Annotated in this window: 28 protein-coding genes and 1 rRNA gene; 28 read left to right on the forward strand and 1 reads right to left on the reverse strand. The window is 43.5% G+C overall.

Translation table 11 applies throughout. The annotated features are described in order from the left end of the window. The 11 genes from rrf to rsmI all read left to right on the forward strand — a co-directional run. A 5S ribosomal RNA gene (rrf, locus tag UB32_RS18930) occupies positions 1 to 81 on the forward strand; the annotation flags it as partial. Positions 82 to 274: 193 nt separating this feature from the next. Beyond that, the gene (locus UB32_RS19235) at positions 275 to 487 is read left to right on the forward strand and encodes a sigma factor G inhibitor Gin (RefSeq protein ID WP_431305958.1); all 213 of its coding nucleotides are present in this window, start codon (positions 275 to 277) and stop codon (positions 485 to 487) included. A gap of 83 nt (positions 488 to 570) precedes the next feature. Continuing rightward, positions 571 to 1,992: an aminotransferase class I/II-fold pyridoxal phosphate-dependent enzyme gene (locus tag UB32_RS02840; protein WP_044391047.1), complete on the forward strand. Its 1,422-nt coding sequence runs from the start codon at positions 571 to 573 to the stop codon at positions 1,990 to 1,992. Next, a complete protein-coding gene (tmk, locus tag UB32_RS02845) occupies positions 1,993 to 2,625 on the forward strand; it encodes a dTMP kinase (RefSeq protein ID WP_044391049.1) in 633 nt (210 codons plus the stop codon). It abuts the gene before it with no gap. A gap of 353 nt (positions 2,626 to 2,978) precedes the next feature. Beyond that, positions 2,979 to 3,308, forward strand: coding sequence for a cyclic-di-AMP receptor (locus UB32_RS02850; RefSeq protein WP_044391050.1), 330 nt, complete (start codon positions 2,979 to 2,981; stop codon positions 3,306 to 3,308). A 27-nt stretch (positions 3,309 to 3,335) separates the two neighbouring features. Further along, positions 3,336 to 3,776 (forward strand): YaaR family protein, encoded by a 441-nt coding sequence (locus UB32_RS02855; protein ID WP_044391052.1) that lies wholly within the window; start codon positions 3,336 to 3,338, stop codon positions 3,774 to 3,776. A 13-nt stretch (positions 3,777 to 3,789) separates the two neighbouring features. Further along, a complete protein-coding gene (holB, locus tag UB32_RS02860; RefSeq protein ID WP_044391054.1) occupies positions 3,790 to 4,797 on the forward strand; it encodes a DNA polymerase III subunit delta' in 1,008 nt (335 codons plus the stop codon). Then, a complete protein-coding gene (locus UB32_RS02865) occupies positions 4,790 to 5,620 on the forward strand; it encodes a PSP1 domain-containing protein (protein WP_044391055.1) in 831 nt (276 codons plus the stop codon). The genes holB and UB32_RS02865 overlap by 8 nt, the downstream gene beginning before the upstream one ends. 13 nt (positions 5,621 to 5,633) lie before the next feature. Beyond that, positions 5,634 to 6,002: a DNA replication initiation control protein YabA gene (yabA, locus tag UB32_RS02870; RefSeq protein ID WP_044391056.1), complete on the forward strand. Its 369-nt coding sequence runs from the start codon at positions 5,634 to 5,636 to the stop codon at positions 6,000 to 6,002. Between the two features lie 148 nt (positions 6,003 to 6,150). Beyond that, entirely contained in the window at positions 6,151 to 6,939 is a 789-nt protein-coding gene (locus UB32_RS02875; RefSeq protein WP_044391058.1) for a tRNA1(Val) (adenine(37)-N6)-methyltransferase, read from the forward strand. Then, on the forward strand, positions 6,917 to 7,798 hold the full coding sequence (gene rsmI / locus UB32_RS02880) for a 16S rRNA (cytidine(1402)-2'-O)-methyltransferase (protein WP_044391060.1): 882 nt from the start codon (positions 6,917 to 6,919) through the stop codon (positions 7,796 to 7,798). The genes UB32_RS02875 and rsmI overlap by 23 nt, the downstream gene beginning before the upstream one ends. A gap of 52 nt (positions 7,799 to 7,850) precedes the next feature. On the opposite strand, the gene UB32_RS02885 is transcribed toward rsmI, so the two are convergent. After that, positions 7,851 to 8,138 carry an AbrB/MazE/SpoVT family DNA-binding domain-containing protein gene (locus UB32_RS02885; protein WP_044391062.1) on the reverse strand — a complete coding sequence of 96 codons (288 nt, stop codon included), beginning with the start codon at positions 8,136 to 8,138 and terminating at the stop codon, positions 7,851 to 7,853. 309 nt (positions 8,139 to 8,447) lie between these two features. Here UB32_RS02885 and metG point away from each other — a divergent pair, with 309 nt between their 5' ends. The 17 genes from metG to UB32_RS02970 all read left to right on the forward strand — a co-directional run bounded on the left by metG (position 8,448) and on the right by UB32_RS02970 (position 23,699). Beyond that, positions 8,448 to 10,397, forward strand: coding sequence for a methionine--tRNA ligase (metG, locus tag UB32_RS02890; RefSeq protein ID WP_044391063.1), 1,950 nt, complete (start codon positions 8,448 to 8,450; stop codon positions 10,395 to 10,397). Between the two features lie 262 nt (positions 10,398 to 10,659). Then, positions 10,660 to 11,427 (forward strand): TatD family hydrolase, encoded by a 768-nt coding sequence (locus UB32_RS02895; RefSeq protein WP_044391064.1) that lies wholly within the window; start codon positions 10,660 to 10,662, stop codon positions 11,425 to 11,427. A gap of 238 nt (positions 11,428 to 11,665) precedes the next feature. Further along, positions 11,666 to 12,850 (forward strand): G5 and 3D domain-containing protein, encoded by a 1,185-nt coding sequence (locus UB32_RS02900; RefSeq protein ID WP_044391065.1) that lies wholly within the window; start codon positions 11,666 to 11,668, stop codon positions 12,848 to 12,850. Between the two features lie 179 nt (positions 12,851 to 13,029). Further along, complete coding sequence (gene rnmV, locus UB32_RS02905; protein WP_044391066.1) at positions 13,030 to 13,584, forward strand: ribonuclease M5; 555 nt, start codon at positions 13,030 to 13,032, stop codon at positions 13,582 to 13,584. A gap of 1 nt (position 13,585) precedes the next feature. Further along, positions 13,586 to 14,467, forward strand: coding sequence for a 16S rRNA (adenine(1518)-N(6)/adenine(1519)-N(6))-dimethyltransferase RsmA (rsmA, locus tag UB32_RS02910; RefSeq protein WP_044391067.1), 882 nt, complete (start codon positions 13,586 to 13,588; stop codon positions 14,465 to 14,467). Between the two features lie 170 nt (positions 14,468 to 14,637). Further along, positions 14,638 to 15,504, forward strand: a complete 867-nt coding sequence (yabG, locus tag UB32_RS02915) for a sporulation peptidase YabG (RefSeq protein WP_044391106.1) — start codon at positions 14,638 to 14,640, stop codon at positions 15,502 to 15,504. Between the two features lie 196 nt (positions 15,505 to 15,700). Then, a complete protein-coding gene (veg, locus tag UB32_RS02920) occupies positions 15,701 to 15,964 on the forward strand; it encodes a biofilm formation stimulator Veg (RefSeq protein WP_023613322.1) in 264 nt (87 codons plus the stop codon). Between the two features lie 155 nt (positions 15,965 to 16,119). Continuing rightward, the gene (locus UB32_RS02925; protein WP_044391069.1) at positions 16,120 to 16,299 is read left to right on the forward strand and encodes a small, acid-soluble spore protein, alpha/beta type; all 180 of its coding nucleotides are present in this window, start codon (positions 16,120 to 16,122) and stop codon (positions 16,297 to 16,299) included. A gap of 334 nt (positions 16,300 to 16,633) precedes the next feature. After that, positions 16,634 to 17,503: a 4-(cytidine 5'-diphospho)-2-C-methyl-D-erythritol kinase gene (gene ispE / locus UB32_RS02930; RefSeq protein ID WP_044391070.1), complete on the forward strand. Its 870-nt coding sequence runs from the start codon at positions 16,634 to 16,636 to the stop codon at positions 17,501 to 17,503. 55 nt (positions 17,504 to 17,558) lie between these two features. Next, the gene (purR, locus tag UB32_RS02935) at positions 17,559 to 18,383 is read left to right on the forward strand and encodes a pur operon repressor (RefSeq protein ID WP_044391072.1); all 825 of its coding nucleotides are present in this window, start codon (positions 17,559 to 17,561) and stop codon (positions 18,381 to 18,383) included. Between the two features lie 31 nt (positions 18,384 to 18,414). After that, on the forward strand, positions 18,415 to 18,789 hold the full coding sequence (locus tag UB32_RS02940; RefSeq protein WP_044391075.1) for a RidA family protein: 375 nt from the start codon (positions 18,415 to 18,417) through the stop codon (positions 18,787 to 18,789). A gap of 232 nt (positions 18,790 to 19,021) precedes the next feature. After that, complete coding sequence (gene spoVG / locus UB32_RS02945) at positions 19,022 to 19,312, forward strand: septation regulator SpoVG (protein ID WP_044391077.1); 291 nt, start codon at positions 19,022 to 19,024, stop codon at positions 19,310 to 19,312. 217 nt (positions 19,313 to 19,529) lie between these two features. Next, the gene (gene glmU / locus UB32_RS02950) at positions 19,530 to 20,906 is read left to right on the forward strand and encodes a bifunctional UDP-N-acetylglucosamine diphosphorylase/glucosamine-1-phosphate N-acetyltransferase GlmU (protein WP_044391079.1); all 1,377 of its coding nucleotides are present in this window, start codon (positions 19,530 to 19,532) and stop codon (positions 20,904 to 20,906) included. Positions 20,907 to 20,925: 19 nt separating this feature from the next. Continuing rightward, entirely contained in the window at positions 20,926 to 21,882 is a 957-nt protein-coding gene (locus tag UB32_RS02955; protein ID WP_044391081.1) for a ribose-phosphate diphosphokinase, read from the forward strand. Positions 21,883 to 22,003: 121 nt separating this feature from the next. Then, a complete protein-coding gene (locus tag UB32_RS02960) occupies positions 22,004 to 22,636 on the forward strand; it encodes a 50S ribosomal protein L25/general stress protein Ctc (RefSeq protein WP_044391083.1) in 633 nt (210 codons plus the stop codon). 137 nt (positions 22,637 to 22,773) lie between these two features. Further along, entirely contained in the window at positions 22,774 to 23,334 is a 561-nt protein-coding gene (gene pth / locus UB32_RS02965; RefSeq protein ID WP_044391085.1) for an aminoacyl-tRNA hydrolase, read from the forward strand. Positions 23,335 to 23,468: 134 nt separating this feature from the next. Continuing rightward, a complete protein-coding gene (locus tag UB32_RS02970) occupies positions 23,469 to 23,699 on the forward strand; it encodes an anti-sigma-F factor Fin family protein (protein ID WP_044391087.1) in 231 nt (76 codons plus the stop codon). Positions 23,700 to 23,752 lie beyond the last annotated feature (53 nt).

Here is a 23,752-nt window from a genome sequence, read left to right on the forward strand (position 1 = left end):
CATACCGAACACGGAAGTTAAGCTTCTCAGCGCCGATGGTAGTTGGGGGTTTCCCCCTGTGAGAGTAGGACGCCGCCGGGCACAAAAAGAACAGCTGACATAGCTGTTCTTTTTTGTGATTAAGTGTTTATATAATAAACCAACCTAAAATTGTTATAAGACATACAAGGAAATTGAGTGTTAATCATAAAATATAAAACAATGAAACTTTCTGAAATATTATTCGGAAAACTGTATACAAAAAGAGATTCAGGGCAACAATAGGTGTACGGAGGTGGAGGATTTGGGTTCATTTTTAGCTAAGAATCAAATTAGGGAAACGTGTGCGATTTGTGAACAGACAAAAACAGCTGGCATACATCTGTATACTTCATTTATTTGTACCGACTGTGAAACCATCATGATCAAGACGGAAACGAGCGACCCTCAATATAAATATTACGTGGAGAAATTAAGGAAAGTAACTAGACCAGGTATATACAGTTAAAAGTCCATTTTGGGCTTTTATTTTTTTTGCCATCAAACAGTGTTAAAATAGATAGATGTGAGAATGACAATAAAGGTGAGAATATGGATCAAGCCAAGACCCCCTTATATACTAAATTGATGAGCCATGCTGACGGTAAACCGTTTTCCTTCCATGTACCTGGCCATAAAAATGGAACTGTTTTTCCTGAAAAGGGACAGCGATTTTTTGCAGATATTTTAAAATTGGATGCCACTGAAATAACCGGACTGGATGATTATCATTCTGCTGAGGGAGTAATTTTAGAGGCTGAAGAATTGCTAACAGACTTATTTAAAACGAAAAAAAGCTTTTTTTTACTAAATGGATCGACTGTCGGAAACCTGGCGATGATCCTTGCCGCGATTAAGGAAGAGGATGTTGTGCTCGTCCAGCGCAACTCTCACAAATCCATCATGAATGGACTTATGCTCGCAAAGGCAAGGCCAGTGTTTATCAGTCCAGAGTATAATGAGAACTTTGCTGTCGCTGTGGGACCTAGTTTAAAGGCTGTACAAGCGGCGATACAGCAGTATCCTGGGGCAAAGGCGCTCATTTTGACATACCCTAATTATTACGGCTTAACGTATGATCTTAAAAGCATTATTGACTTGGCTCATCGGTTTCGGATTCCTGTTTTGGTTGATGAGGCACATGGCGCGCACTTTATCGCAGGGGACTTTTTTCCAAAGTCTGCTGTAGAGCTTGGTGCAGATCTTGTCGTACAATCGGCACATAAAACACTGCCAGCTATGACCATGGGGGCATTCCTCCATTATCAGACCGATCGAGTTCCAATGAGCAAGCTGAAGTCTTACTTGCAGGCACTACAGTCAAGCAGCCCTTCCTATCCATTGATGGCATCGTTGGATTTGGCCAGATACTATTTAGGGAGTTATAATCAGGAAGATCTGTCTTATTTGAAAGCAGCCTTACAACAATTTCGAATTAGCCTTGGACAGCTGGAATCGATAAGCGTTTTGCCAGGCGATGACCCGTTAAAAATTACCATTCAGTCTTGGTCTGGCTTTGAGCTTCAAACCAAACTTGAGGCAAAAGGAATTTTTACAGAATTAGCTGATCCATATAATGTTCTGTTTGTTTTGCCCCTACTTAAACGGAACATGGGACATTATTTGCAGGAAGCAGCTGAAAAAATAACAGAGATTGCAAGAACGATTCCAAAAAAAATCAATCATCTCGATACGAAATGGTCAGCGAAAGGAATTTCGACTCTTGCTGCCAGCTATAAAGAGATGGAGAACCAGCATAGTGAATATATTCCGTTGGAAGAGGCGGCTGGAAGAGTTTGTGCGGAACCGATTATTCCGTATCCTCCTGGGATACCGATTTGCGTTCCAGGAGAATTCATCACCGAAGAAGACATTCAACTGATCTTCTATTTAGTTGGAAAAGATGCGAAAATCCAAGGCGGAGACAATTTATCTGCGGGTAAAATAAGCGTGTTTCAGAGTTGGAGGAAGTAGATGGACAAGGGTATTTTTATTTCTGTTGAAGGGCCGGATGGTTCCGGGAAAACGACGATCATTCAAATGCTTAAGGAGAAGCTCGAAAAAGAAGGATATGAGATCGTCGCAACACGTGAGCCTGGTGGAATCGAGATTGCGGAACAAATCAGACAAGTCATTTTGGATCCGGAAAATACGGCAATGGATCCACGCACCGAAGCCCTTTTATATGCAGCAGCCAGAAGGCAGCATCTTACCGAAAAGGTCAAGCCGGCGCTGGAAAAAGGGAAAATAGTGTTATGTGATCGTTTTGTCGACAGTTCGTTAGCATACCAGGGATATGCCCGCGGTCTGGGAATTGACGAGGTCTATACAATCAACCAATTTGCGATTGAAAGCATGATGCCAAAATTAACCCTGTATTTTGATGTAGCACCTGAGATTGGACTTGAAAGAATTAGCAAAAATAAGGGCCGAGAAGTAAATCGACTCGATTTGGAAAAGCTAGAATTCCACCAAATGGTAAGACAAGGCTATCAATTGCTTGCTGAACGATTTTCGGATAGAATTGTCACGATTGATGCGTCAAAGCAATTAGAAGCCGTTTATCATCAAGCGGAAGCAAAAATTAATGAACTCTTGAATAGCTAAAAGAAAAACAAGCTTTGTGTCTCAGCAAGCTTGTTTTTTTACTGATGTAAATTAGATCTTTTTGCCTGAGAAATGCCCTTATAGAGGAGGAAATGCTTGCATAAGGGTATCTTTCCGCCTGAGAGGCGCCCTTATGGCAGTTGTTTTAGTAAAAAGCCACGAAATATATAAAACTCAGGGAAACCACCTTCCAGATTAAGGGATCTTTAATCCGATTGACTATTTTACAATCCAAAAAAAGGACCGGGCGCAGTTTGCCCGGCTTTTCTTAATGTCTTGGCTTATGAATCCTGTTATAATGAGAATACAACTAGTTTTGTCATGGTCTATTAAAAATTCAGGGAGGGAAACGAATGAAACTAATTTTAGCTGTGATTCAGGACCAGGATAGCAATCGCCTTTCCAATGCATTAGTCGACCATAATTTTCGGGCAACAAAGCTGGCAAGTACAGGTGGATTCCTAAAGTCAGGCAATACCACATTTATCATAGGAACAGAAGACATCAGAGTGGAGAAGGCGCTCGAGATCATTAGAGATAATTGTAAGTCTAGAGACCAGCTCGTGGCTCCTGTCTCTCCTATGGGAGGAAATGCAGACTCGTATGTTCCATACCCTGTCGAAGTCCAGGTTGGCGGAGCAACTGTCTTCGTATTGCCTGTCGATCTATTTCATCAATTTTAACGGGGAATGCCGGAGGGTTAGGCCTAAATGAAAATTAATCAGGATTTGCGCCTTAATATAGATAAACTGCGCCAGGATCAGAAACAGCAATCTGGCAATGGGATCAAATTTAACCAACTTGTGGAAAAACAGGAGCATAAATTGCAAATTGGTCAACTTCAGCAATTACTGAAGGAAGTGGAATCTGCCGGCGAGAGGCTAGCACGGTCGAGGACTTTCAAGGACCTTGCCAAGTTTAAGACGCTAGTAAAGCAATTTGTAAAAGAAGCAGTCCATTTCGGATTGGAGCTTAAGCAATCGCATAGCTGGAATCAATATGGGGAAGGGCGTTCTTTAAAGCTCGTGGAAACAATTGATGATAAGCTGGTCGAGTTGACGGATGAACTGATGAGCAAAAAGGTTGAACAGATCGATATTCTCGGCAAGATTGGAGAAATCAAAGGCCTGTTAATCAATTTATATACGTAAGTGAGTGATCGCCTTGGCAAAGACGTGGGACGAGTTGGAAAGACTTCAGCCGAATGTTTTGAAAATGATAAAAAACAGCATCCTCAAAAACCGGATCGCCCATGCCTATTTATTTGAGGGAATGAGAGGCACTGGCAAAAAGGAAATGAGTATCCTTCTTGCCAAAAGCATCCATTGTTTGAACCCAGTGGATGGCTATAAACCGTGTGAAACTTGTCTAAACTGTAAAAGGATCAACATCGGGAACCATCCGGATATTCATCTCGTCGAGCCTGATGGACTTTCGATCAAAAAAGGACAGATTCAGCTGCTGCAGGCAGAGTTTTCGAAAACAGGGGTAGAGTCGAAGAACAAGATTTACATGATTGTCCATGCTGACCGAATGACCACAAATGCAGCCAACAGTTTGCTGAAATTTCTTGAGGAACCCCATGCTGGGACCATTGCTGTGTTGATTACCGAACAAGCCCAGCAAATGCTTCCGACCATCTTGTCTAGATGCCAGCTGATTAATTTCCCTCCATTATCTCCTAAAAATATGGCTGAACAATTGATCGTACAGGGAGTGCACCCGCATACGGCACCGCTGCTTGCGCAGTTGACAAATAATTTAGAAGAGGCTATACAGATAAGTAACGATGATTGGTTTGCACAAGCGCAAAAAATAGTGTTAAAATTGTATGAAGTGCTGAAAAAGAATTCATTAGAAGCTATGCTGGCACTTCAGGAAAATTGGTTCACGCACTTTAAAGAGAAAGAACAGATGGATCGTGGCCTGGATTTATTACTTCTTATTTTCAAGGATTTATTATACATTCAGCTTGGCATGAAGGACCAGGTTGTGTATCTAAACGAAAGCTCACGTTTAGAACAGTTTGCATTACAGACATCCGGACGGCGTCTTACCGAACAAATGGCGGCTATTCTGGAGGCGAAGAGGAAGCTTAATGCCAATATGAATCCCCAGTTGCTCATGGAAGAGCTGGTGTTAAAATTGCAGGAGGGATCTATACTTGTATGATGTAATAGGTGTCCGCTTCAAGAAAGCGGGGAAGATTTATTATTTTGATCCCGGCGATCTCTCAATTCAAAAGGACGAATTCGTCATTGTCGAAACTGTAAGGGGAGTAGAGTTCGGCAAAGTGGTTATCCCCCGAAAGCAAGTCGGCGAAAATGACGTGGTCCTGCCTCTGAAAAAGGTGGTCAGAATTGCAGATCAGAAGGATCGTCTTATTGTCGAGGAAAACAAGACAGCTGCAATGGAAGCTTATGATGTTTGCAGTGATAAAGTGAACGAACACCAACTAGATATGAAGCTAGTTGATGTTGAATATACATTTGACCGCAATAAAGTCATTTTTTACTTCACAGCTGATGGACGCGTTGATTTCCGGGAATTGGTTAAGGATTTGGCAGCCATCTTCCGGACCAGGATTGAGCTTCGCCAAATTGGTGTCAGGGATGAAGCTAAAATGCTTGGCGGTATCGGGCCATGCGGCAGAATGCTGTGCTGCTCTACGTACCTTGGAGACTTTGAACCTGTTTCTATTAAGATGGCCAAGGATCAAAACCTCTCACTCAATCCAACAAAGATTTCCGGTCTTTGCGGCAGGCTGATGTGTTGTTTGAAATATGAGAACGATGAATATGAAACAGCAAAAGAACTGCTGCCAGACCTTGGTGAAACAATTGTAACACCGAATGGTCGCGGAAAAGTCGTCGGATTGAATATCCTGGAACGAGTAATGCAAGTCAGCATTCCTGGACAGGAACGCGTTCTGGAATATACACTAGAGGAAATACAGGAAGCAGGAGCTGTATCGTTGCAATCATCCACAGATTAATGAGGTGGAACAGGTGGATAAAAAAAATATTTTTGACACAGTTAGCAATATGGAAGAGCAGATTGGTGATTTATACCGTCAACTTGGGGAGTTTAAACAGCATCTAGCAGAGGTTCTGGAAGAGAATAATGCATTAAAGCTGGAAAATGAGCATATAAGACGCCGTCTGGATCAAACCATTGGAAAAACAGATCCAAATAGTAAGAAAACCGATGAGGACAGCAATCAGCCACAGGCTGACAAAAACGTAGTTGACATCGGAGAAGGCTATGACAATCTCGCCCGCTTGTACCAGGAAGGTTTCCATATCTGCAACCTGCATTTTGGCAGCCCACGGAAAGAGGATTGCTTGTTCTGCCTGTCCTTTCTTAATAAAAAATAATTGGCAGCCTTCCTTTATAGGGAAGGCTATTTTTACAGAATAAGAAAGTATAAAATTCATTTCGAGAATTGTCTAGCTCCAGCGCTTGTCGGGGCTGAATAAGGCGCTTGCGCTTTTTTTATCAGTTCGTTTTGGAGGAACAAATTACATGCTAAGCTTACGAGAAGATGAAAGATTGGATTATCTGCTAGCGGAGAACTTGCGGATCATTCAGAGCCCGAATGTGTTCTCTTTTTCCCTTGACGCTGTGCTACTTGCCAGGTTTGTCTGGGTCCCCATTCAAAAGGGGAAGATTGTCGATCTTTGCAGCGGGAACGGGGTTATTCCGCTATTTTTAAGCGCGAGGACAAAAGGCTCGATTATAGGGGTGGAGATTCAGGAGCGACTGTACGATATGGCAGTCCGCAGCATTCAATACAATAAATTAGCGGACCGTCTACATATGATGCACGGAGATCTGAAGGATGCGCCAAAACAACTTGGCTATGAAAAATATGATGTCGTTACTTGCAATCCTCCTTATTTTCCGACGCCTTCAAGAGAAGAGATCAATATCAATGAGCATTTGGCAATTGCACGTCATGAAATTCTCTGCACACTGGAGGACGCGATTCGATCGGCAAGCCAGCTCGTAAAACAGGGTGGGAAAGTTGCGTTTGTCAACCGTCCAGGAAGACTGATCGATATGATCGAGCTCATGAGGAAATATCGCTTGGAACCGAAACGTATTCAATTCGTCTATCCAAAGGCAGGGAAGGAAGCGAATATGCTGTTAATCGAAGCAATAAAGGATGGCAGTCCAGAGCTTAAGATTTTGGAACCGATGTTTGTTTATGATGAAAATAATCAGTATACCCCAACGATGAAAGAGATGTTGTATGGCAGCAATCAAGTTAATGAAACGGGTGGTTTAGATGATTCAGCAAAAAAGCTTTGAGCGGGAGAAGGAAAAAGGAATATTGTATCTGGTACCAACCCCAATCGGCAACCTGGAGGACATGACCTTCAGAGCGATCAGACTCATGAAGGAAGCGGATCTAATTGCAGCCGAGGATACTAGGAATACGAAAAAGCTGTGTAATTACTTTGAGATCGAAACCCCTGTTACCAGCTATCATGAACATAATAAAGAAAGCAGCGGCCATAAACTGATCGAAAAACTGAAGGAGGGAGCGAAAATTGCCTTGGTAAGCGATGCAGGGATGCCAACGATTTCCGATCCGGGTACGGAGCTTGTAGCTGAGGTGATTGCTGCAGGGCTGACTGTCGTCCCGCTTCCAGGAGCAAATGCAGCGCTTACCGCATTAATTGCCTCAGGGATCCAGCCGCAGCCATTCTATTACTACGGCTTTCTTGAGCGAAACAAAAAGGATAAAAGAAAGGAGCTCGAACAATTAGCCAAACAGGCTGCCACGCTAATCCTGTATGAATCACCACATAGATTAAAAGAGACTCTGGCATTTATGTTGGAAGGCCTGGGTGACCGCAGAATTGTACTTTGCCGGGAACTGACAAAAAAATACGAAGAATTTTTGAGAGGGACAATTTCTGAAGCGATAGAGTGGGCAGAGTCGGGTGAGGTGCGCGGTGAGTTTGTCTTGATAGTTGAGGGGGCCTCTGCTGACTCACTAGAGCTTGAAGAAACTCTGTGGTGGGAAAGATTAAGCGTGACGGAACATGTCGAACACTATATTTCAAACGAAAATAAGAATTCCAAGGATGCCATCAAGCAAACCGCTGTGGATCGCGGCCTGCAAAAACGCGAAGTTTACCAGGCATACCATATAGAAAAATAAACATGCAAAAAGGCCGTGGATGCTATCTACGGCCTGGGGTGTATATACTGAATTAAGCTTCTACACGTTCGAAGCTATCCTGAATTTCTTTAAGGAGCTGCTCAGCACCTTCACGGCTTAAGATCAGCTTGCCGCCAGCCAATGTGATGTTGTTATCAGAAACTTCACCAGTGATATGGCAGGTCATGTTTGGTTTGTATTTCTTCAGGATGATGCGGTCATCGTCAACATAGATCTCCAAAGCATCCTTTTCTGCGATGCCAAGAGTCCTTCTTAATTCGATTGGAATAACCACGCGTCCGAGCTCATCAACTTTACGTACAATACCTGTAGATTTCATTTTGTCTAATCTCCTCTCATTTTCCCATATACGAAGTTCGTCATTTTTCGACAAATTTCTCTTATTGGTTATATAATACCAGCGATTCCAATAACCGTCAATTAAATTGTTTATCTTTTAAAAGAGAAAGAATAATTATTTTTTGTGACCAGGTATAAGTAGTTCTGATGATTGGTTATGATTCTATTATGCAAAAACTAGCAAATTTCCTTTTCGTGCTTCGGGAAAGTGGTAGGAATCCCATTGCAATAACTGGTATAATAACTACTATTAGAAATGAACTAGCAGTTTTAGTTAAGGAGGATCCTCATGGAAGAGAAACGGAAAACTTTTTATCTTACAACCCCGATTTATTATCCAAGCGGCAATTTACATATTGGCCACGCTTATACAACAGTGGCCGGTGATGCGATGGCGCGCTATAAGAGGTTGCGCGGATATGATGTGATGTATTTAACAGGAACGGATGAGCACGGTCAAAAGATTCAGCGCAATGCCGAGGCAAGTGGCGTAACCCCGCAGCAATACGTCGATAAAATCGTAGCCGGAATCCAAGGTCTTTGGGACAAATTGGATATATCTTATAATGATTTTATCCGAACAACCCAGGACCGCCATAAGCAAATTGTCGAAAAGATTTTTGCCCAGCTATTGGAGCAGGGTGACATTTATCTCGATCAATATGAAGGCTGGTATTGCACACCATGTGAATCCTTTTATACAGACAGGCAGCTTGTAGACGGCAATTGTCCTGACTGTGGCCGGCCTGTGGAAAAGGTGAAGGAAGAATCGTATTTTTTCAAAATGAGCAAATACGCAGACAGGCTGCTTCAATACTATGAAGACAATCCAGAATTCATCCAGCCAGAATCCCGCAAAAATGAAATGATCAATAACTTCATTAAGCCAGGATTGGAAGATTTGGCTGTGTCACGGACAACTTTTGACTGGGGCATAAAGGTTCCGGGGGATCCAAAGCATGTGATCTATGTTTGGGTGGATGCGCTATCTAACTATATCACGGCGCTCGGCTATGGAACTGATGATGATTCCAAGTACCTGAACTATTGGCCGGCGGATGTTCATCTTGTTGGAAAGGAAATTGTCCGCTTCCATACGATTTACTGGCCAATCATGCTGTTGGCACTTGACCTCCCGCTTCCTAAAAAGGTTTTTGCCCACGGCTGGCTTTTGATGAAGGACGGAAAAATGTCGAAATCCAAAGGGAATGTAGTAGACCCTGTCACATTAATTGACCGCTATGGTCTGGATGCACTCCGTTATTACTTGCTTCGTGAAGTACCATTCGGTTCGGATGGGGTATTCACCCCTGAAGGTTTTGTCGAAAGAATCAACTTCGATCTTGCCAATGACCTGGGGAACCTGCTAAATAGAACAGTGGCAATGATCGATAAGTATTTCGATGGGGAGCTTCCTGCTTACCGTGGATCGAATGGGGAATTTGCAACGCAGCTTTTAGAAGTGAACAAAGCGACGGTCCTTAAGTATGAAGAAGCAATGGAGAAGATGGAGTTTTCCGTCGCGCTTACGACGGTATGGCAATTGGTCAGCCGCTGCAATAAGTTCATCGATGAGACACAGCCTTGGGTGCTGGCGAAGGATGAAGAAAAGAAAGCCGCACTGGCAGATGTTTTGTTCCATCTTGCGGAATCCTTGCGAAGGGTGGCGATCCTGTTAAAGCCGTTCTTGACAAGAACTCCCGAGAAAATTTTCACTCAGCTGAATGTTGAATCCGAATCTCTTCAGACTTGGGAAAGCCTTGAGGAGTTTGGACAGATTCCGGCTGGCACAAAGGTTGTTCATGGGGAACCAATATTCCCTCGGCTTGATCTGAAGGAAGAAATCGAATTCATCAAGCAAAAAATGCAGGGTTCTGCCCCAGACCCTGTGAAAGAAGACAAACCGGAACTTCCGGAAGAAATCACGATTGATGACTTTATGAAGGTAGATCTTCGGGTCGCTCAGGTTGTTCAAGCGGAACCTGTTAAAAAAGCTGATAAGCTGCTGAAGCTTCAACTAGATCTTGGTTATGAAAAGCGTCAGGTCGTCTCGGGTATCGCAAAGTATTTTAAACCGGAAGACCTTGTCGGCAAAAAAGTAATTTGTGTAACCAATCTTAAGCCGGTCAAATTGCGTGGGGAGCTTTCTGAAGGAATGATCCTTGCAGGAGAAAAAGATGGCGTCATGTCACTCGCATCCGTCGATGATTCCCTAGCGATAGGAGCAAAAATTAAATAAAAAAAGAAAAACCTGAGAATGTTTCATTTGTAACATTTTCAGGTTTTTTAATGATTTTTTTACAGAGGATAGTTTAACAGAGATAGCCAGCAAACAATGTAAACGGAATCAAAAATTTGACTTGGGCATGAGAAAAAAGTTATGATATCGACACAACTTTAGCAAAATAAACGGAACGTGGCATTGCTTCTATTCTCTTTTCCAGGTAGATGGATTAGTGTAAACCTGCATGCCAAGTCCAAGCCAGTAAAGGAGTTAACTCATGCTTTTTGATACCCATGTACACTTAAACGCAGAACAATATGACGAAGATCTTCAGGAGGTCATTGACCGGGCGCTCGCTGAGGGTGTTACCAATATGGTCGTTGTCGGTTTTGATGAGGGGACCATTAAAAAAGCGATGGAGCTCGCTGAAAACTATGACTTTCTTTATGCTAGCGTAGGATGGCATCCTGTCGATGCAATTGATATGACGGAGGAGCATCTGACCTGGCTGAAAGAACTTGCGAGCCACCCTAAAGTGGTCGCTCTCGGGGAAATGGGACTTGATTATCATTGGGACAAGTCACCAAAGGATATCCAGAAAGAGGTATTTCGCAAGCAAATCAGGCTGGCAAAAGAAGTGAAGCTTCCGATCATCATACATAATCGTGACGCAACCGCCGACATCATGACGATTTTAAAAGAAGAGAACGCCGAAGAAGTTGGCGGAATCATGCATTGCTATAGCGGCAGCGTAGAAACGGCACTGGAATGCATCGATATGAACTTCTATATTTCACTTGGGGGACCAGTAACGTTTAAAAACGCGAAAAAACCGAAGGAAGTCGCAGAGGCGATCCCGATGGAGCGTCTATTGATAGAAACCGATTGCCCTTACTTAACGCCGCATCCTTTTCGCGGCAAACGTAACGAACCAGCCTATGTAAAATTGGTTGCCGAACAAATTGCAGAATTAAAAGGGCTAACACTCGCGGAAGTTGCGGGTGAAACGGCGGAAAATGCAAAAAAATTATTCGGCATAAAGTGATAGAGAATGCTGTCGATTAAACAGCAAGGTTGTCCAAAACTTTTCTGTTTCTAAAAAGTTCTACATGTCTCACCCTCGTCATAGGATAACCGTGTCGATAACTCTTGCTTTTCTTTTTATGGTATATCTTGCATAATAGGGACTACGTTTGGGCAGGAGTGTCTGGGTTGACAAGTCGGCAACAACATCTTTATAATCACTCCGAGAAGAGGAGGCGTTTTTCATCGTGATTAATAGTATGAAAAACCTGTTTTCCAAGACTTTGAGTAAGAAGAGGCTAGTGTTATTTTCTGCTAGTTTCCTAGTTTTTGCTGCTGCAATTGGGATCTTCCTGTATGAAGGGACCAAAAAGACAGTCGCATTGACATTGGATGGCGAAGAACGAGTCATTAAAACACATGCTAATACGATCGAGGATCTATTTAATGATCTCAATATTTCACTACGCTCAGAGGATTACTTATCGCTGGCGGCGCATACCGAGGTAAAGAATAACCTTTCGGTTGTGTGGAAGCCGGCAAAACAGGTAGAAGTAATACAGGATCAGGAGACAAAGAAGTATTGGACAGCAGCCGATACAGTCGCGGATTTCCTGAAAGAACAAAGTATCGTTATCAAGGAGCACGACAAGTTAAGCCCAAACCCAGACGCTAAGTTAAAGCAAGATGCGAAGATTGCCATTCAAAGAGCTTTCCCGCTTAAGGTTGTCGTAGGCGGAAAAGAGCAAGATGTATGGTCGACTTCGACTACGGTCGCTGACTTTTTATCACAGCAAGGAATCACACTGAACAAAATGGACCGTGTTGAGCCTGCATTAAAGCAAACAGTCACAAAAGATGCCGTGATTAATGTCATTCGAGTTGAAAAAGTCACCGATGTAGTGGAAGAACCAATTAGCTATGCTGTCATTACCAAGAACGACAGCCAACTGGAAAAAGGGAAACAAAAAGTCGTGTCAGAAGGCCAGGAAGGTTTGCTCACCAAGGAATATGAAGTCGTCCTGGAAAACGGCAAGGAAGTATCAAGAAAACTGATCACCGAAAAGAAAGTGAAAGAAAAACAAGATAAGATTGTGGCTATGGGAACAAAGGTTATCACTGCTCAAGTTTCCCGCGGTTCAAGTGAATCGTCTGCGAGGGAATTCTATGTTTCCTCTACAGCCTATACTGCAAACTGCAATGGCTGTTCCGGCTACACGGCTACGGGAATCAATCTTAAGGCAAACCCAAATGTAAAAGTCATTGCTGTAGATCCAAGGGTCATTCCTTTAGGGTCAAAGGTATATGTTGAAGGCTATGGCTATGCCATCGCTGCCGACAAGGGATCAGCGATTAAGGGAAACAAAATCGATGTCTTCTTTGCTTCCCTATCAGATGCTTACCGTTGGGGACGAAAGACAATCAAAATCAAAATTCTAAAGTAATGGCCGAATGCAGGGGAACCTACCTCTGCATTTTTGTTTTTTCCATTCATGTTTAAGGTATAATAAGAAAAGCATTTACCCTTATATAGACGATTATATTTCAAAAATGTTTCATTTATTTCAAAGAAATTTTTTCTTTTTTTAAAAATCTAAGAAAGCAATATCGTAACGGAGGAAATATGAGATTAAAAGAAATCATCGTAGTCGAGGGCAAGGATGATACAACGGCGATTCGGCGTGCCGTCGACGCAGATACAATTGAAACAAATGGCTCTGCTATTAATGCAGAAACAATTGAACGAATCCGGAATGCCCACGAAAAAAGGGGAGTCATCATTTTCACCGATCCTGACTATCCTGGTGAAAAAATCCGCAAAACGATTTCAGAGCAGATTTCCGGCTGCAAGCATGCATTCATTCCAAAGGAAATGGCTAAGCCGAAATCAGGGCGAGGTCTAGGGGTTGAACATGCATTGCCACAGGTGATTCGCGAAGCTCTTAAGGATGCACAGGTGATGGATGAGGAGGCTGTCGAGGAAATTACCAAGGAAGATTTGATTGTTGCCGGCTTGATCGGCGGACCTGGATCAAAGCAAAGGCGGGAGAAGCTTGGCAGGCTGCTGAAGATCGGGTATACAAACGGCAAGCAGCTGCACAAGCGCCTGATGATGTTTCAGGTGAGAAGACAGGATTTCGCAGACGCTCTTGCTGAGATCCTCAAGGAGGAACAATAACATGCGTAAGGATATTGCAACCCCTGTAAGAACGAAGGAAATACTTGATAAATACGGCTTTTCTTTTAAAAAGAGCCTTGGACAGAACTTCCTGATCGATACGAATATCCTAAACCGGATAGTCGACCATGCGGAATTAACAGCTAGCAGCGGAGCAATTGAAATTGGCCCTGGAATAGGCGCATTGACCGAGCAGCTGGCTAAAAGGGCAGAAAAGGTGATCGCTTTTGAAATCGACCAGCGGCTGCTACCAATCCTGGAGGATACATTGTCTCCTTACCCCAATGTGAAAATCATCCATCATGATGTGTTGAAAGCAGATGTCCGAGCGGTTATCGAACAGGAATTGGACCTGGACAAAGATATCATGGTAGTCGCCAATCTTCCTTATTATGTTACAACGCCAATCCTAATGAAGCTGCTTGAGGAAAAGCTGCCGATCAGGGGAATTGTCTGTATGATGCAAAAAGAAGTAGGAGACAGAATCTCGGCCAAGCCGGGCACGAAAGAATACGGCTCGCTTTCGATTGCTGTCCAGTATTACACGAAGGCGGAGACGGTGATGATTGTACCGAAAACAGTGTTCATGCCGCAGCCAAACGTTGACTCGGCGGTTGTCCGGTTGACATTGCATGAGGAGCCTCCTGTAAAAGTAAAGGATGAAGCTTTTTTCTTCTTCGTCACCCGGTCCAGTTTTGCTCAGCGCCGAAAGACGATCCTAAACAACCTGACAAGTCAGCTTCCGGACGGAAAACAGAAGAAAGACAAGATACAAGCAGCGCTTCAGCAATCCGGAGTGGAAGAATCGCGCCGGGGAGAAACGCTGTCGATTGGAGAATTCGCACAATTGAGCAATGCACTGTATCCATTTTTTCAAGAATAAAACGTTGCAGGTCAGGAATATATCTAGATTAAAGGGAATATATCTAAAATCTAAGGAATAAATCAGCAGAACTCCGAAGCGCAAAAAGCACAGGTCTATAGGTGTTTGCATAGTTTATGAAAGAAAACCACTTAGCGCAGCCTGTGTGCGGGGCAATTGGAGTGAGGATGATGGATATTAACCTCATGGATATCGTCGGCAGGGTTTCGCATCAATGCGATATTATGTTCCGGGTAATCGATATCAGAGAGAATAATGTGATCTTATATGGGGAGGATTTTCGGTTGATCGCGGATGCGCCCTATGATGATCTGGTCAAAATTGATCCGGGGATGCGAATGAGGCTGACCGAGGAATTCCGCTCCTTGGAGGAACAATCGTATAAGCTATTTCGGCAGGATGTTGATTTATTGCAGCAAAAAAAAGAGTATGAGGTCTCCGAGGGGTATAGCAAGTCCTATAACTACTTTCAGATGCCAGGAAAGGTTCTTCATGTTGATGGAGATCCCAATTATTTAAAGAAGTGTCTGACATTATATGAGAAGGTCGGAGTTCCGGTTTCCGGTTTCCATTGCAGCGAAAAAGAAATGCCGGATAAAGTCGGAATGCTGATTGATTATTATCGGCCAGATATCCTAGTCATCACCGGACATGATGCTTATTCAAAGGCAAAAGGCTCGGTGGATGATCTAAATGCATACCGCCACTCAAAGCATTTTGTCCAGACGGTAAGAGAGGCACGAAGGAAAATCCCTCACCGGGATCAGCTCGTCATCTTTGCCGGTGCATGCCAGTCGCATTTCGAATCGCTGATCCATGCTGGAGCCAATTTTGCCAGTTCCCCCTCCAGAGTCAATATCCATGCTCTTGACCCGGTTTATATCGTGGCAAAAATCAGCTTTACCCCATTCATGGAACGGATCAATGTCTGGGATGTGCTGCGAAATACCTTAACGGGGGACAAAGGACTTGGCGGTATTGAAACAAAGGGAGTATTAAGGACAGGGATGCCATATAAAAGGAGCGCGTCGGACTGATTTGCTTATCGTCCGACGTTTTTGAATTTTTGGTACATATTTTCCCGCAAGAAAGGATACTTTATTATTGTTGGATTTTAGAAGAAAAACAAGAAAAAAATCTATTGACTTTTAAATTTAATTACTGTTATAATTTATGTTTTTATTTGACTAAATGATGTCAGCGTGTTATACTTTACACAGTGAGGTGGACCGAATGCCAAAAACATTATCGGATATCAAAAAAGCACTTGATTCAAACTTGGGGAAAAGACTGATGCTAAAGGCCAACGGCGGGCGCAGGAAAACGATCGAACGCTCTGGTGTATTAGCGGAAACCTATCCTTCCGTTTTCGTCATCGAGCTTGATCAGGATGAAAATGCTTTTGAACGTGTTTCGTACAGCTACGCAGATGTTTTAACTGAAACGGTGGAAATTACCTTCTTTGAAGATACAACTGGATCAATAGCTTTGAGCTAATGTATGCTCAAATGCAGTACAGGCAGTGAACTTTCGGGTTAACTGCTTTTTATTTTGTCCATTTTCACAAGGCAATGGATAAATAAGGGGCACATGAAAATTGCTATTCTCAAAAATACTAACAATGCCGTGATGGACAAAAGGAGATGGTAGTATTGGGCAGAAGAAGAGGGGTTATGTCTGACAGGCTGAAGGAAGAGCTTGCAAAGGAGCTCGGCTTTTATGACGTCGTCCAGAAGGAAGGATGGGGCGGAATCAGGGCCAGGGACGCAGGCAATATGGTCAAACGGGCAATTGAGCTGGCTGAACAGCAGCTTGCGAACCAGAATCGCTGATTGTGATCGACATTCTTTGAAAACTACCGAATCACTATTCCTGACAGTGCAAATATCATTTTAAACCCATCACGGTGCCGGAGGCTTTTGCTCCGGCTTTTTGCATTTTTCCGCGAATGAGCTCCTTTGTAATAGGACTGTATTCTCTAATGAGCAAATGATAATATAGAGGAATGTGTTTCTATTCGTTCAGAGTGTCTGGTTAGTAGGGCAATCGACCTCATAGCAAGCAGTTTAGCGCTTGTCGAAGGAGAACAGGGCGTTTGCCGCTTTTCTGCGCTTTTTGTGATAAAATAGGACAAAACGTGGATTTAGGTAAAAGTAGGTGGAAGAAGTGAAGATTTTAGTGAAGGCGCCAGCAAAAATCAATTTGTCACTTGATGTTTTGCATAAACGTCCGGACGGTTACCATGAGGTCGAAATGGTAATGACGACGATTGACTTGGCTGACCGCATTGAACTTAGTTTGTTAGAGGAAGACAGGATCGTGATCCAGTCCCATAATCGATTTGTTCCGGATGACCAGCGGAATCTTGCCTATCAGGCAGCCTTCCTGTTAAAAAAGAAATTCCAGGTGAAAAAAGGTGTCGAGATCGGAATTGAAAAAACGATTCCGATTGCTGCTGGTCTTGCTGGTGGCAGCAGTGATGCAGCGGCGACCTTAAGGGGACTGAACAAGCTGTGGAAGCTTGGCCTGTCATTGGACGAGCTGGCGGTGCTTGGCGCAGAAATTGGTTCAGATGTTTCTTTCTGTGTGTATGGAGGAACAGCACTTGCCACTGGCCGAGGGGAAATCATTAAAGCGCTGCCGGCACCACCGACATGCTGGGTTGTTTTGGCAAAGCCCTTTATTGGTGTATCAACAGCTGATGTGTATCGCCGGCTGAATCTGGAAAATATTGTGCATCCGCCTACAAAGCAAATGATCTCAGCGATTGAAGACGGAGATTTTAAAGGCGTTTGCAATAATGTCGGCAATGTACTGGAGAAGGTGACGCTTTCCCTATACCCTGAGGTCGCACAAATCAAAGATCAGATGAAGCGTTTCGGTGCAGATGCGGTGTTGATGAGCGGAAGCGGCCCAACTGTATTCAGTCTGGTGGCTCACGATTCGCGCATGCATCGAATTTATAACGGATTACGAGGCTTTTGTGACCAGGTTTTTGCGGTTAGGATGCTTGGGGAACGTCATACCCTTGATTAAATCCGTATAATGATGATATATTAACCTTAAACATTCGGATTTTGGAGGTTCTGGTATGAAATTTCGACGCAGCGAGCGTTTGATTGATATGACGGCCTATTTACTGGAGCATCCCCGTCAATTGGTGCCGTTAACCTATTTTGCGGAGAAGTATGGTTCAGCGAAGTCCTCGATCAGCGAAGATCTCGGAATCATCAAAGAAACATTTGAACAACGGGGAATTGGGATCCTTCAGACTGTGCCTGGTGCTGCTGGAGGAGTGAAATTTTACGTTCAAGTAAGTGAGAAAAAGGCAAGAGCCGTCATTGAGGAACTTTGTATCATCATGGCCACTCCTGACAGACTGCTTCCAGGCGGGTATCTGTTCATGAACGATATCATTGGCAATCCCGCTATTGTACAAGAGGTCGGACGGCTGCTGGCATCCGCTTTTGCTCGCAAAAACATTGAAGCGGTCATGACGGTGGCAACGAAGGGAATCCCGATCGCATATGCAGTTGCAAACCAATTGAATGTCCCGGTTGTCATCGTCAGAAGGGATAGTAAAGTAACAGAAGGTTCTACTGTCAGCATCAATTATGTTTCCGGGTCGTCCAAAAGGATCCAGACAATGGTGTTATCGAAGCGTAGCCTTGCAGAAGGCTCTAAGGTACTAATTGTAGATGACTTTATGAAAGCGGGCGGTACCGTTAACGGTATGATTAACATGCTGGAGGAATTTAATGCAGAATTGGCGGGAATTGCTGTTTTAGTGGAATCGGAAAACATCGAAGAAAGACTTGTGGATGAGTATCTTTCCCTCGTTCGACTTTCCGACGTAGATGTAAAAGAAAGAAAAATCACTGTTAGTGAAGGAAATTACTTTTCCTATAAAGAATAATTGGTTAATAAAAAAATAATGAGGTGACAATATGAAAATTGTACAAACTTCAAATGCACCGGCAGCAATCGGACCATACTCTCAGGGAGTAGCAGTAAACAATCTCTTCTACAGCTCAGGACAAATTCCGTTAACCCCTGACGGCATAATGGTCGAAGGCGATATCCAGGCGCAAACTCACCAGGTTTTCCAAAATCTCCAGGCTGTACTGGAGGCTGCAGGAGCTTCGCTTGAAACAGTCGTAAAAGCAACAGTATTCATCAAGAATATGGATGAATTTGCTCAACTGAACGAGGTATATGCGGAGTATTTCAAAAACCATAAACCAGCTCGTTCCACAGTCGAAGTAGCAAGATTGCCAAAAGACGCCCTAGTGGAAATCGAAGTAGTAGCGCTCGTTAAGTAACGAGCGTTTTTCCTCGTTTGAAAACAGACGGAAAAGTGCGGCTTTAGCAACTTGTCAATAGCCAAATAAACACTATTTTAAACGAGAAACAAAATTGTAAGGGCTTACTCGATGAAAAAGTTCACAATTTAGCCATTTTTCCAAAAAAGTTTTTTAAATAAAGAAGGAGTTTTGATTTTAACGTGGAATTAGTTAACTAGAATTTTATCTATTTGTAAAGGTGGTGAACAGATTGGAAGTAACTGACGTAAGATTACGCCGCGTTAATACAGATGGACGGATGAGAGCGATCGCTTCCATCACGCTTGACAACGAGTTTGTTGTCCATGATATCAGGGTGATTGATGGAAACAACGGCCTGTTTGTAGCAATGCCAAGTAAGCGCACTCCTGATGGCGAGTTCCGTGATATTGCGCATCCGATCAACTCGGGTACACGCGGAAAGATTCAGGACGCTGTGTTGGCAGAATACCACAGGTTAGGTGAATTGGAAATTGAATTCGAAGAAGCCGGTGCTTCCTAGAATATAAACGTTTATAACACCAAGAGCCTGCTGCATAAGTAAGGCTCTTTTTATTTACCCCGATTCCTCCCCGTTAAACCTGTTTTTCTCCGTCTCCTCCAGTAAATCGTTTACCCGCTAAAATGACAAATAATTGTACTTGTTCATCTATTCTTGAAATGACCGGCTATTTAAGATATATTCGTAATGGATAAAAAGGTAAATTGGAGGCCTGCTAATGTCTAATCGTTATGCAATCATTTTAGCAGCCGGTCAGGGAACAAGAATGAAGTCCAAATTGTATAAGGTGCTTCACCCTGTATGCGGCAAGCCAATGGTACAGCATGTTATCGACCAGGTGAAAAGTCTTGATATAAACGAAATCATTACCATTATCGGTCATGGTGCCGAAAAGGTGAAGGAGCAGCTAGGCGAGGATAGCCAGTATGCCCTGCAGGCAGAACAGTTGGGTACAGCTCATGCTGTTTTGCAAGCTAGAGAACTGCTTGCTGATAAGGAAGGGATCACCATTGTTGTCTGCGGCGATACACCGCTGATCAAGCGAGAAACAATGGAAGCCCTTTTCAAGCACCATGAAGAAACAAGCGCAAAGGCGACCATTTTGACCGCAAGAGCAGACGATCCTGCTGGCTACGGTCGTATCATCCGAAATGAAGATGGCTTTGTCGAGAAAATTGTCGAGCATAAGGATGCGAATGAGCACGAAAGAGCAATCAATGAAATCAACACTGGTACTTATTGCTTCGACAACAAGATGCTATTCGAAGCAATCCGAAATGTGTCGAATGATAATGTTCAGGGAGAATACTATCTTCCCGATGTCATCGAAATTTTGAAAAACCAGGGTGAAACTGTATCAGCATATGTTACGAATAACTTCGCGGAAACGCTAGGGGTAAATGATCGCGTCGCCCTTGCCGAGGCAGAGCGCACGATGAAAAAGCAAATCAATGAATTTCATATGCGCAATGGAGTGTCCATCATTGACCCTGATCATACATATATCGGACCAGATGTTACAATTGGACAGGACTCCGTTATTTTCCCAGGAACGACACTTTCCGGCAGCACTAGCATCGGTTTCGAATGCCGGATTGGGCCTAATTCGGAAATTAGTAATTGCAAGGTTGGAAACAATACAGTAATCCGCCAATCAGCGGCGTTTGACAGCAGCATCGGTTCTGAAGTTGCAATTGGGCCTTTTGCGCATATCAGGCCAGACTCAAATATCGACGATGAAGTGAAAATCGGCAATTTTGTAGAGGTTAAAAAAGCGGTATTTGGCAAAAGAAGCAAGGCTTCCCACCTCAGCTATATTGGCGATGCAGAAGTTGGTGCGGATGTGAACATCGGCTGCGGTTCGATCACTGTGAATTATGACGGCAAAAACAAGTTCCTGACCAAGATTGAGGATGGCGTATTCATTGGCTGTAATGCAAATCTAGTCGCACCGGTGACAATTGGCAAAGGTGCATATGTTGCGGCAGGTTCAACAATCACGACAGATGTTCCCGGTGAAGCGCTGGCGATTGCCCGTGCCAGCCAAATTAACAAAGAAAATTATGTAGGGAAAATGAACAAAAAAAAGAAATAAGAGTCCTTGGAGGTCCCAAATGTCAAACCAATATCTTGATCCAAATTTGAAAGTCTTTTCACTTAACTCCAATATAGAATTAGCCGAGGAAATTGCCAAGGTTATCGGGGTCGAACTCGGAAAATGTTCTGTATCCCAATTCAGCGACGGAGAGATCCAGATCAATATCGAGGAGAGCATCCGCGGCTGTGATGTATATGTTATCCAGTCTACCAGCTCACCGGTAAATGAGAACATCATGGAATTGCTAATCATGATCGATGCGTTAAAGCGTGCGTCAGCAAAAACGATCAATATTGTAATGCCTTATTATGGCTATGCGCGGCAAGACCGGAAAGCGCGAGCTCGTGAGCCAATCACGGCGAAGCTTGTAGCGAACCTGCTAGAGACTGCAGGTGCCACCCGCGTGATTACACTTGATCTTCATGCTCCGCAAATTCAGGGCTTCTTCGATATTCCTATCGATCACCTGATGGGTGTGCCAATTCTTGCGGACCATTTCAAAAGCAAAGAATTGAACGGAGACGTTGTCGTTGTATCTCCTGACCACGGTGGAGTTACTCGCGCAAGGAAGATGGCTGAAAGACTGAAAGCGCCAATCGCGATTATCGATAAGCGCCGTCCAAAGCCAAATGTCGCCGAAGTCATGAATATTGTTGGGAATATTGAGGGCAAGATTGCGATTTTGATTGACGATATTATTGATACTGCTGGAACGATTACATTGGCGGCAAACGCATTAGTTGAAAATGGCGCACAAGAAGTGTACGCTTGCTGTACGCACCCTGTGTTGTCGGGTCCTGCAATGGAGCGAATCGAAAACTCGAAGATTAAAGAACTGGTTGTGACAAATTCAATTGCGCTTGCTGAAGAAAAACGCATTGAAAAGATCCTCCAGCTGTCAGTTGCTCCGCTGATCGGGGAAGCGATTATCCGCGTCCATGAAGATCAATCGGTCAGCACCTTGTTTGATTGATGTATGAAAGGGGTAAAGGTTTTCTATTCTTGCGTTTTCTAAGGAAAACGTTTAGACCCTTCTTTTTTCGGGCATTTTTTATAGAGACAAGTACTTATAAAAAAGAAAGGGGACAAGAATTATGACTGCAATATTGAAAGCAAATGAACGCAAAAATGGTCAACAATCGGCCTTAAGGAAATTACGAGCGGAGGGCCATATTCCAGCCGTATTGTACGGAAGGAATACGGATAGCCAGTCGATTTCCGTGGACAGCATAGAATTTGTCAAGACGATTCGGGAAAACGGGAGAAATGGTGTTATTTCCCTTGATTTTGGCGACAGACAGCATCGCGTTATGCTGACGGATTATCAGGGAGATCCTATTAAAAATGAAATACTCCATGCTGATTTCCTAGTTGTCGACAAGAGTTCTAAGGTTCATGCAAGCGTCAGAATCAACCTGGTCGGCGAGGCGGCAGGTGTGAAGGATGGTGGGGTCATTCAGCAGCCGCTCCATGAGGTGAATATTACGTCTTCACCGGAAAATATACCGGAATCGATTGATGTCGATGTCTCGAACTTGAAGGTCGGCGAAAACCTGACACTCGCTGATATTAAATCAGGTAATTATGAAGTAGACGATGAGGAAAGTACGGTAGTCGTTTCCATCCTTCCTCCTAAGGTAGAGGAAGAAATCAACTCCGGTGAACAACAAGAACCGGGAAAGCCTGATAAGGAAGAAGGAAGAGAAACGGCAGCAAGCAAAGAATAAGAGTAGCAATAGACGTAGCCTTCAAATGGTTACGTCTTTTGCGATTTTCATCTACAGAAAAAGGGATGGTTTTTCTGGCAATTCCCACCGAAGGGGCAAGCTGAAAATCATAAGCCTTTTGGTTAGGAGTGTGGAAAATGAGGTTATTCGTGGGGCTTGGGAATCCAGGAAGACAATACGAGCAAACAAGGCATAATATCGGCTTCGAAGTCATTGATGAATTATCCAAACGCTGGAATATACCGTTAGATCAGGCAAAACATAAAGGGTTATATGGAAAAGGATTTGTCGGCGGAGAAAAGGTCATTCTTCTGAAGCCGTTAACCTATATGAATTTGTCGGGTGAGTCCATTAGGGCGATGATCGATTATTATTCAATCGATATCGAGGAGCTCCTGTTAATTTATGATGACTTGGATATGCCAGCAGGCAGGATTCGATTGCGTCCAAAGGGAAGTGCAGGAGGCCATAACGGAATTAAGTCTACCATCGCCCATACAGGAACACAGGAATTTAAAAGGATCAGGGTAGGCATTAGCCGTCCGACGAACGGAATGGCGATCACCGATTGGGTACTTGGACGTTTTTCCGAGGAGGAGAAGGAGCTGATGAAGGAAGCTGTGCTGAAATCAGCAGATGCTTGTGAATTATGGATCAAGAAACCCTTTTTGGAAGTAATGAATACGTTTAACCAGTGAAATGGTGCAAAAATCTATGGCGATCTTCTAATTCAGTAATATAATGTTAAAATAGAATCATACACTAGTCTAAGTGCATAAGTTCCTGCTAATAGGTCAATAATGTATAATGACTTAACTCGGGAGGGACGGGCATGGCTATACATTATCATTGCCGTCATTGCGGCACGAATATCGGTTCTTTGGACAGATTGTCTGTCTACAGTGAAAGCTTAGGGTTGCACAAGCTGACAGAGGAAGAACGTCAGGAGATGGTGTCTTACTCAGGAGACGGTGACATTCATATACAATCGATCTGTGAAGACTGTCAGGAAGCACTGGAACGTAATCCGGACTTCCATCAGCATGACTACCTAATTCACTGACAAGCTTTGGATTCTATCATCCAAAGCATTTTTCTGTTTACCCTTTTTCAAGT

This window comes from Mesobacillus subterraneus, from assembly GCF_000934845.1.
Lineage (GTDB): Bacteria > Bacillota > Bacilli > Bacillales > Cytobacillaceae > Mesobacillus > Mesobacillus stamsii.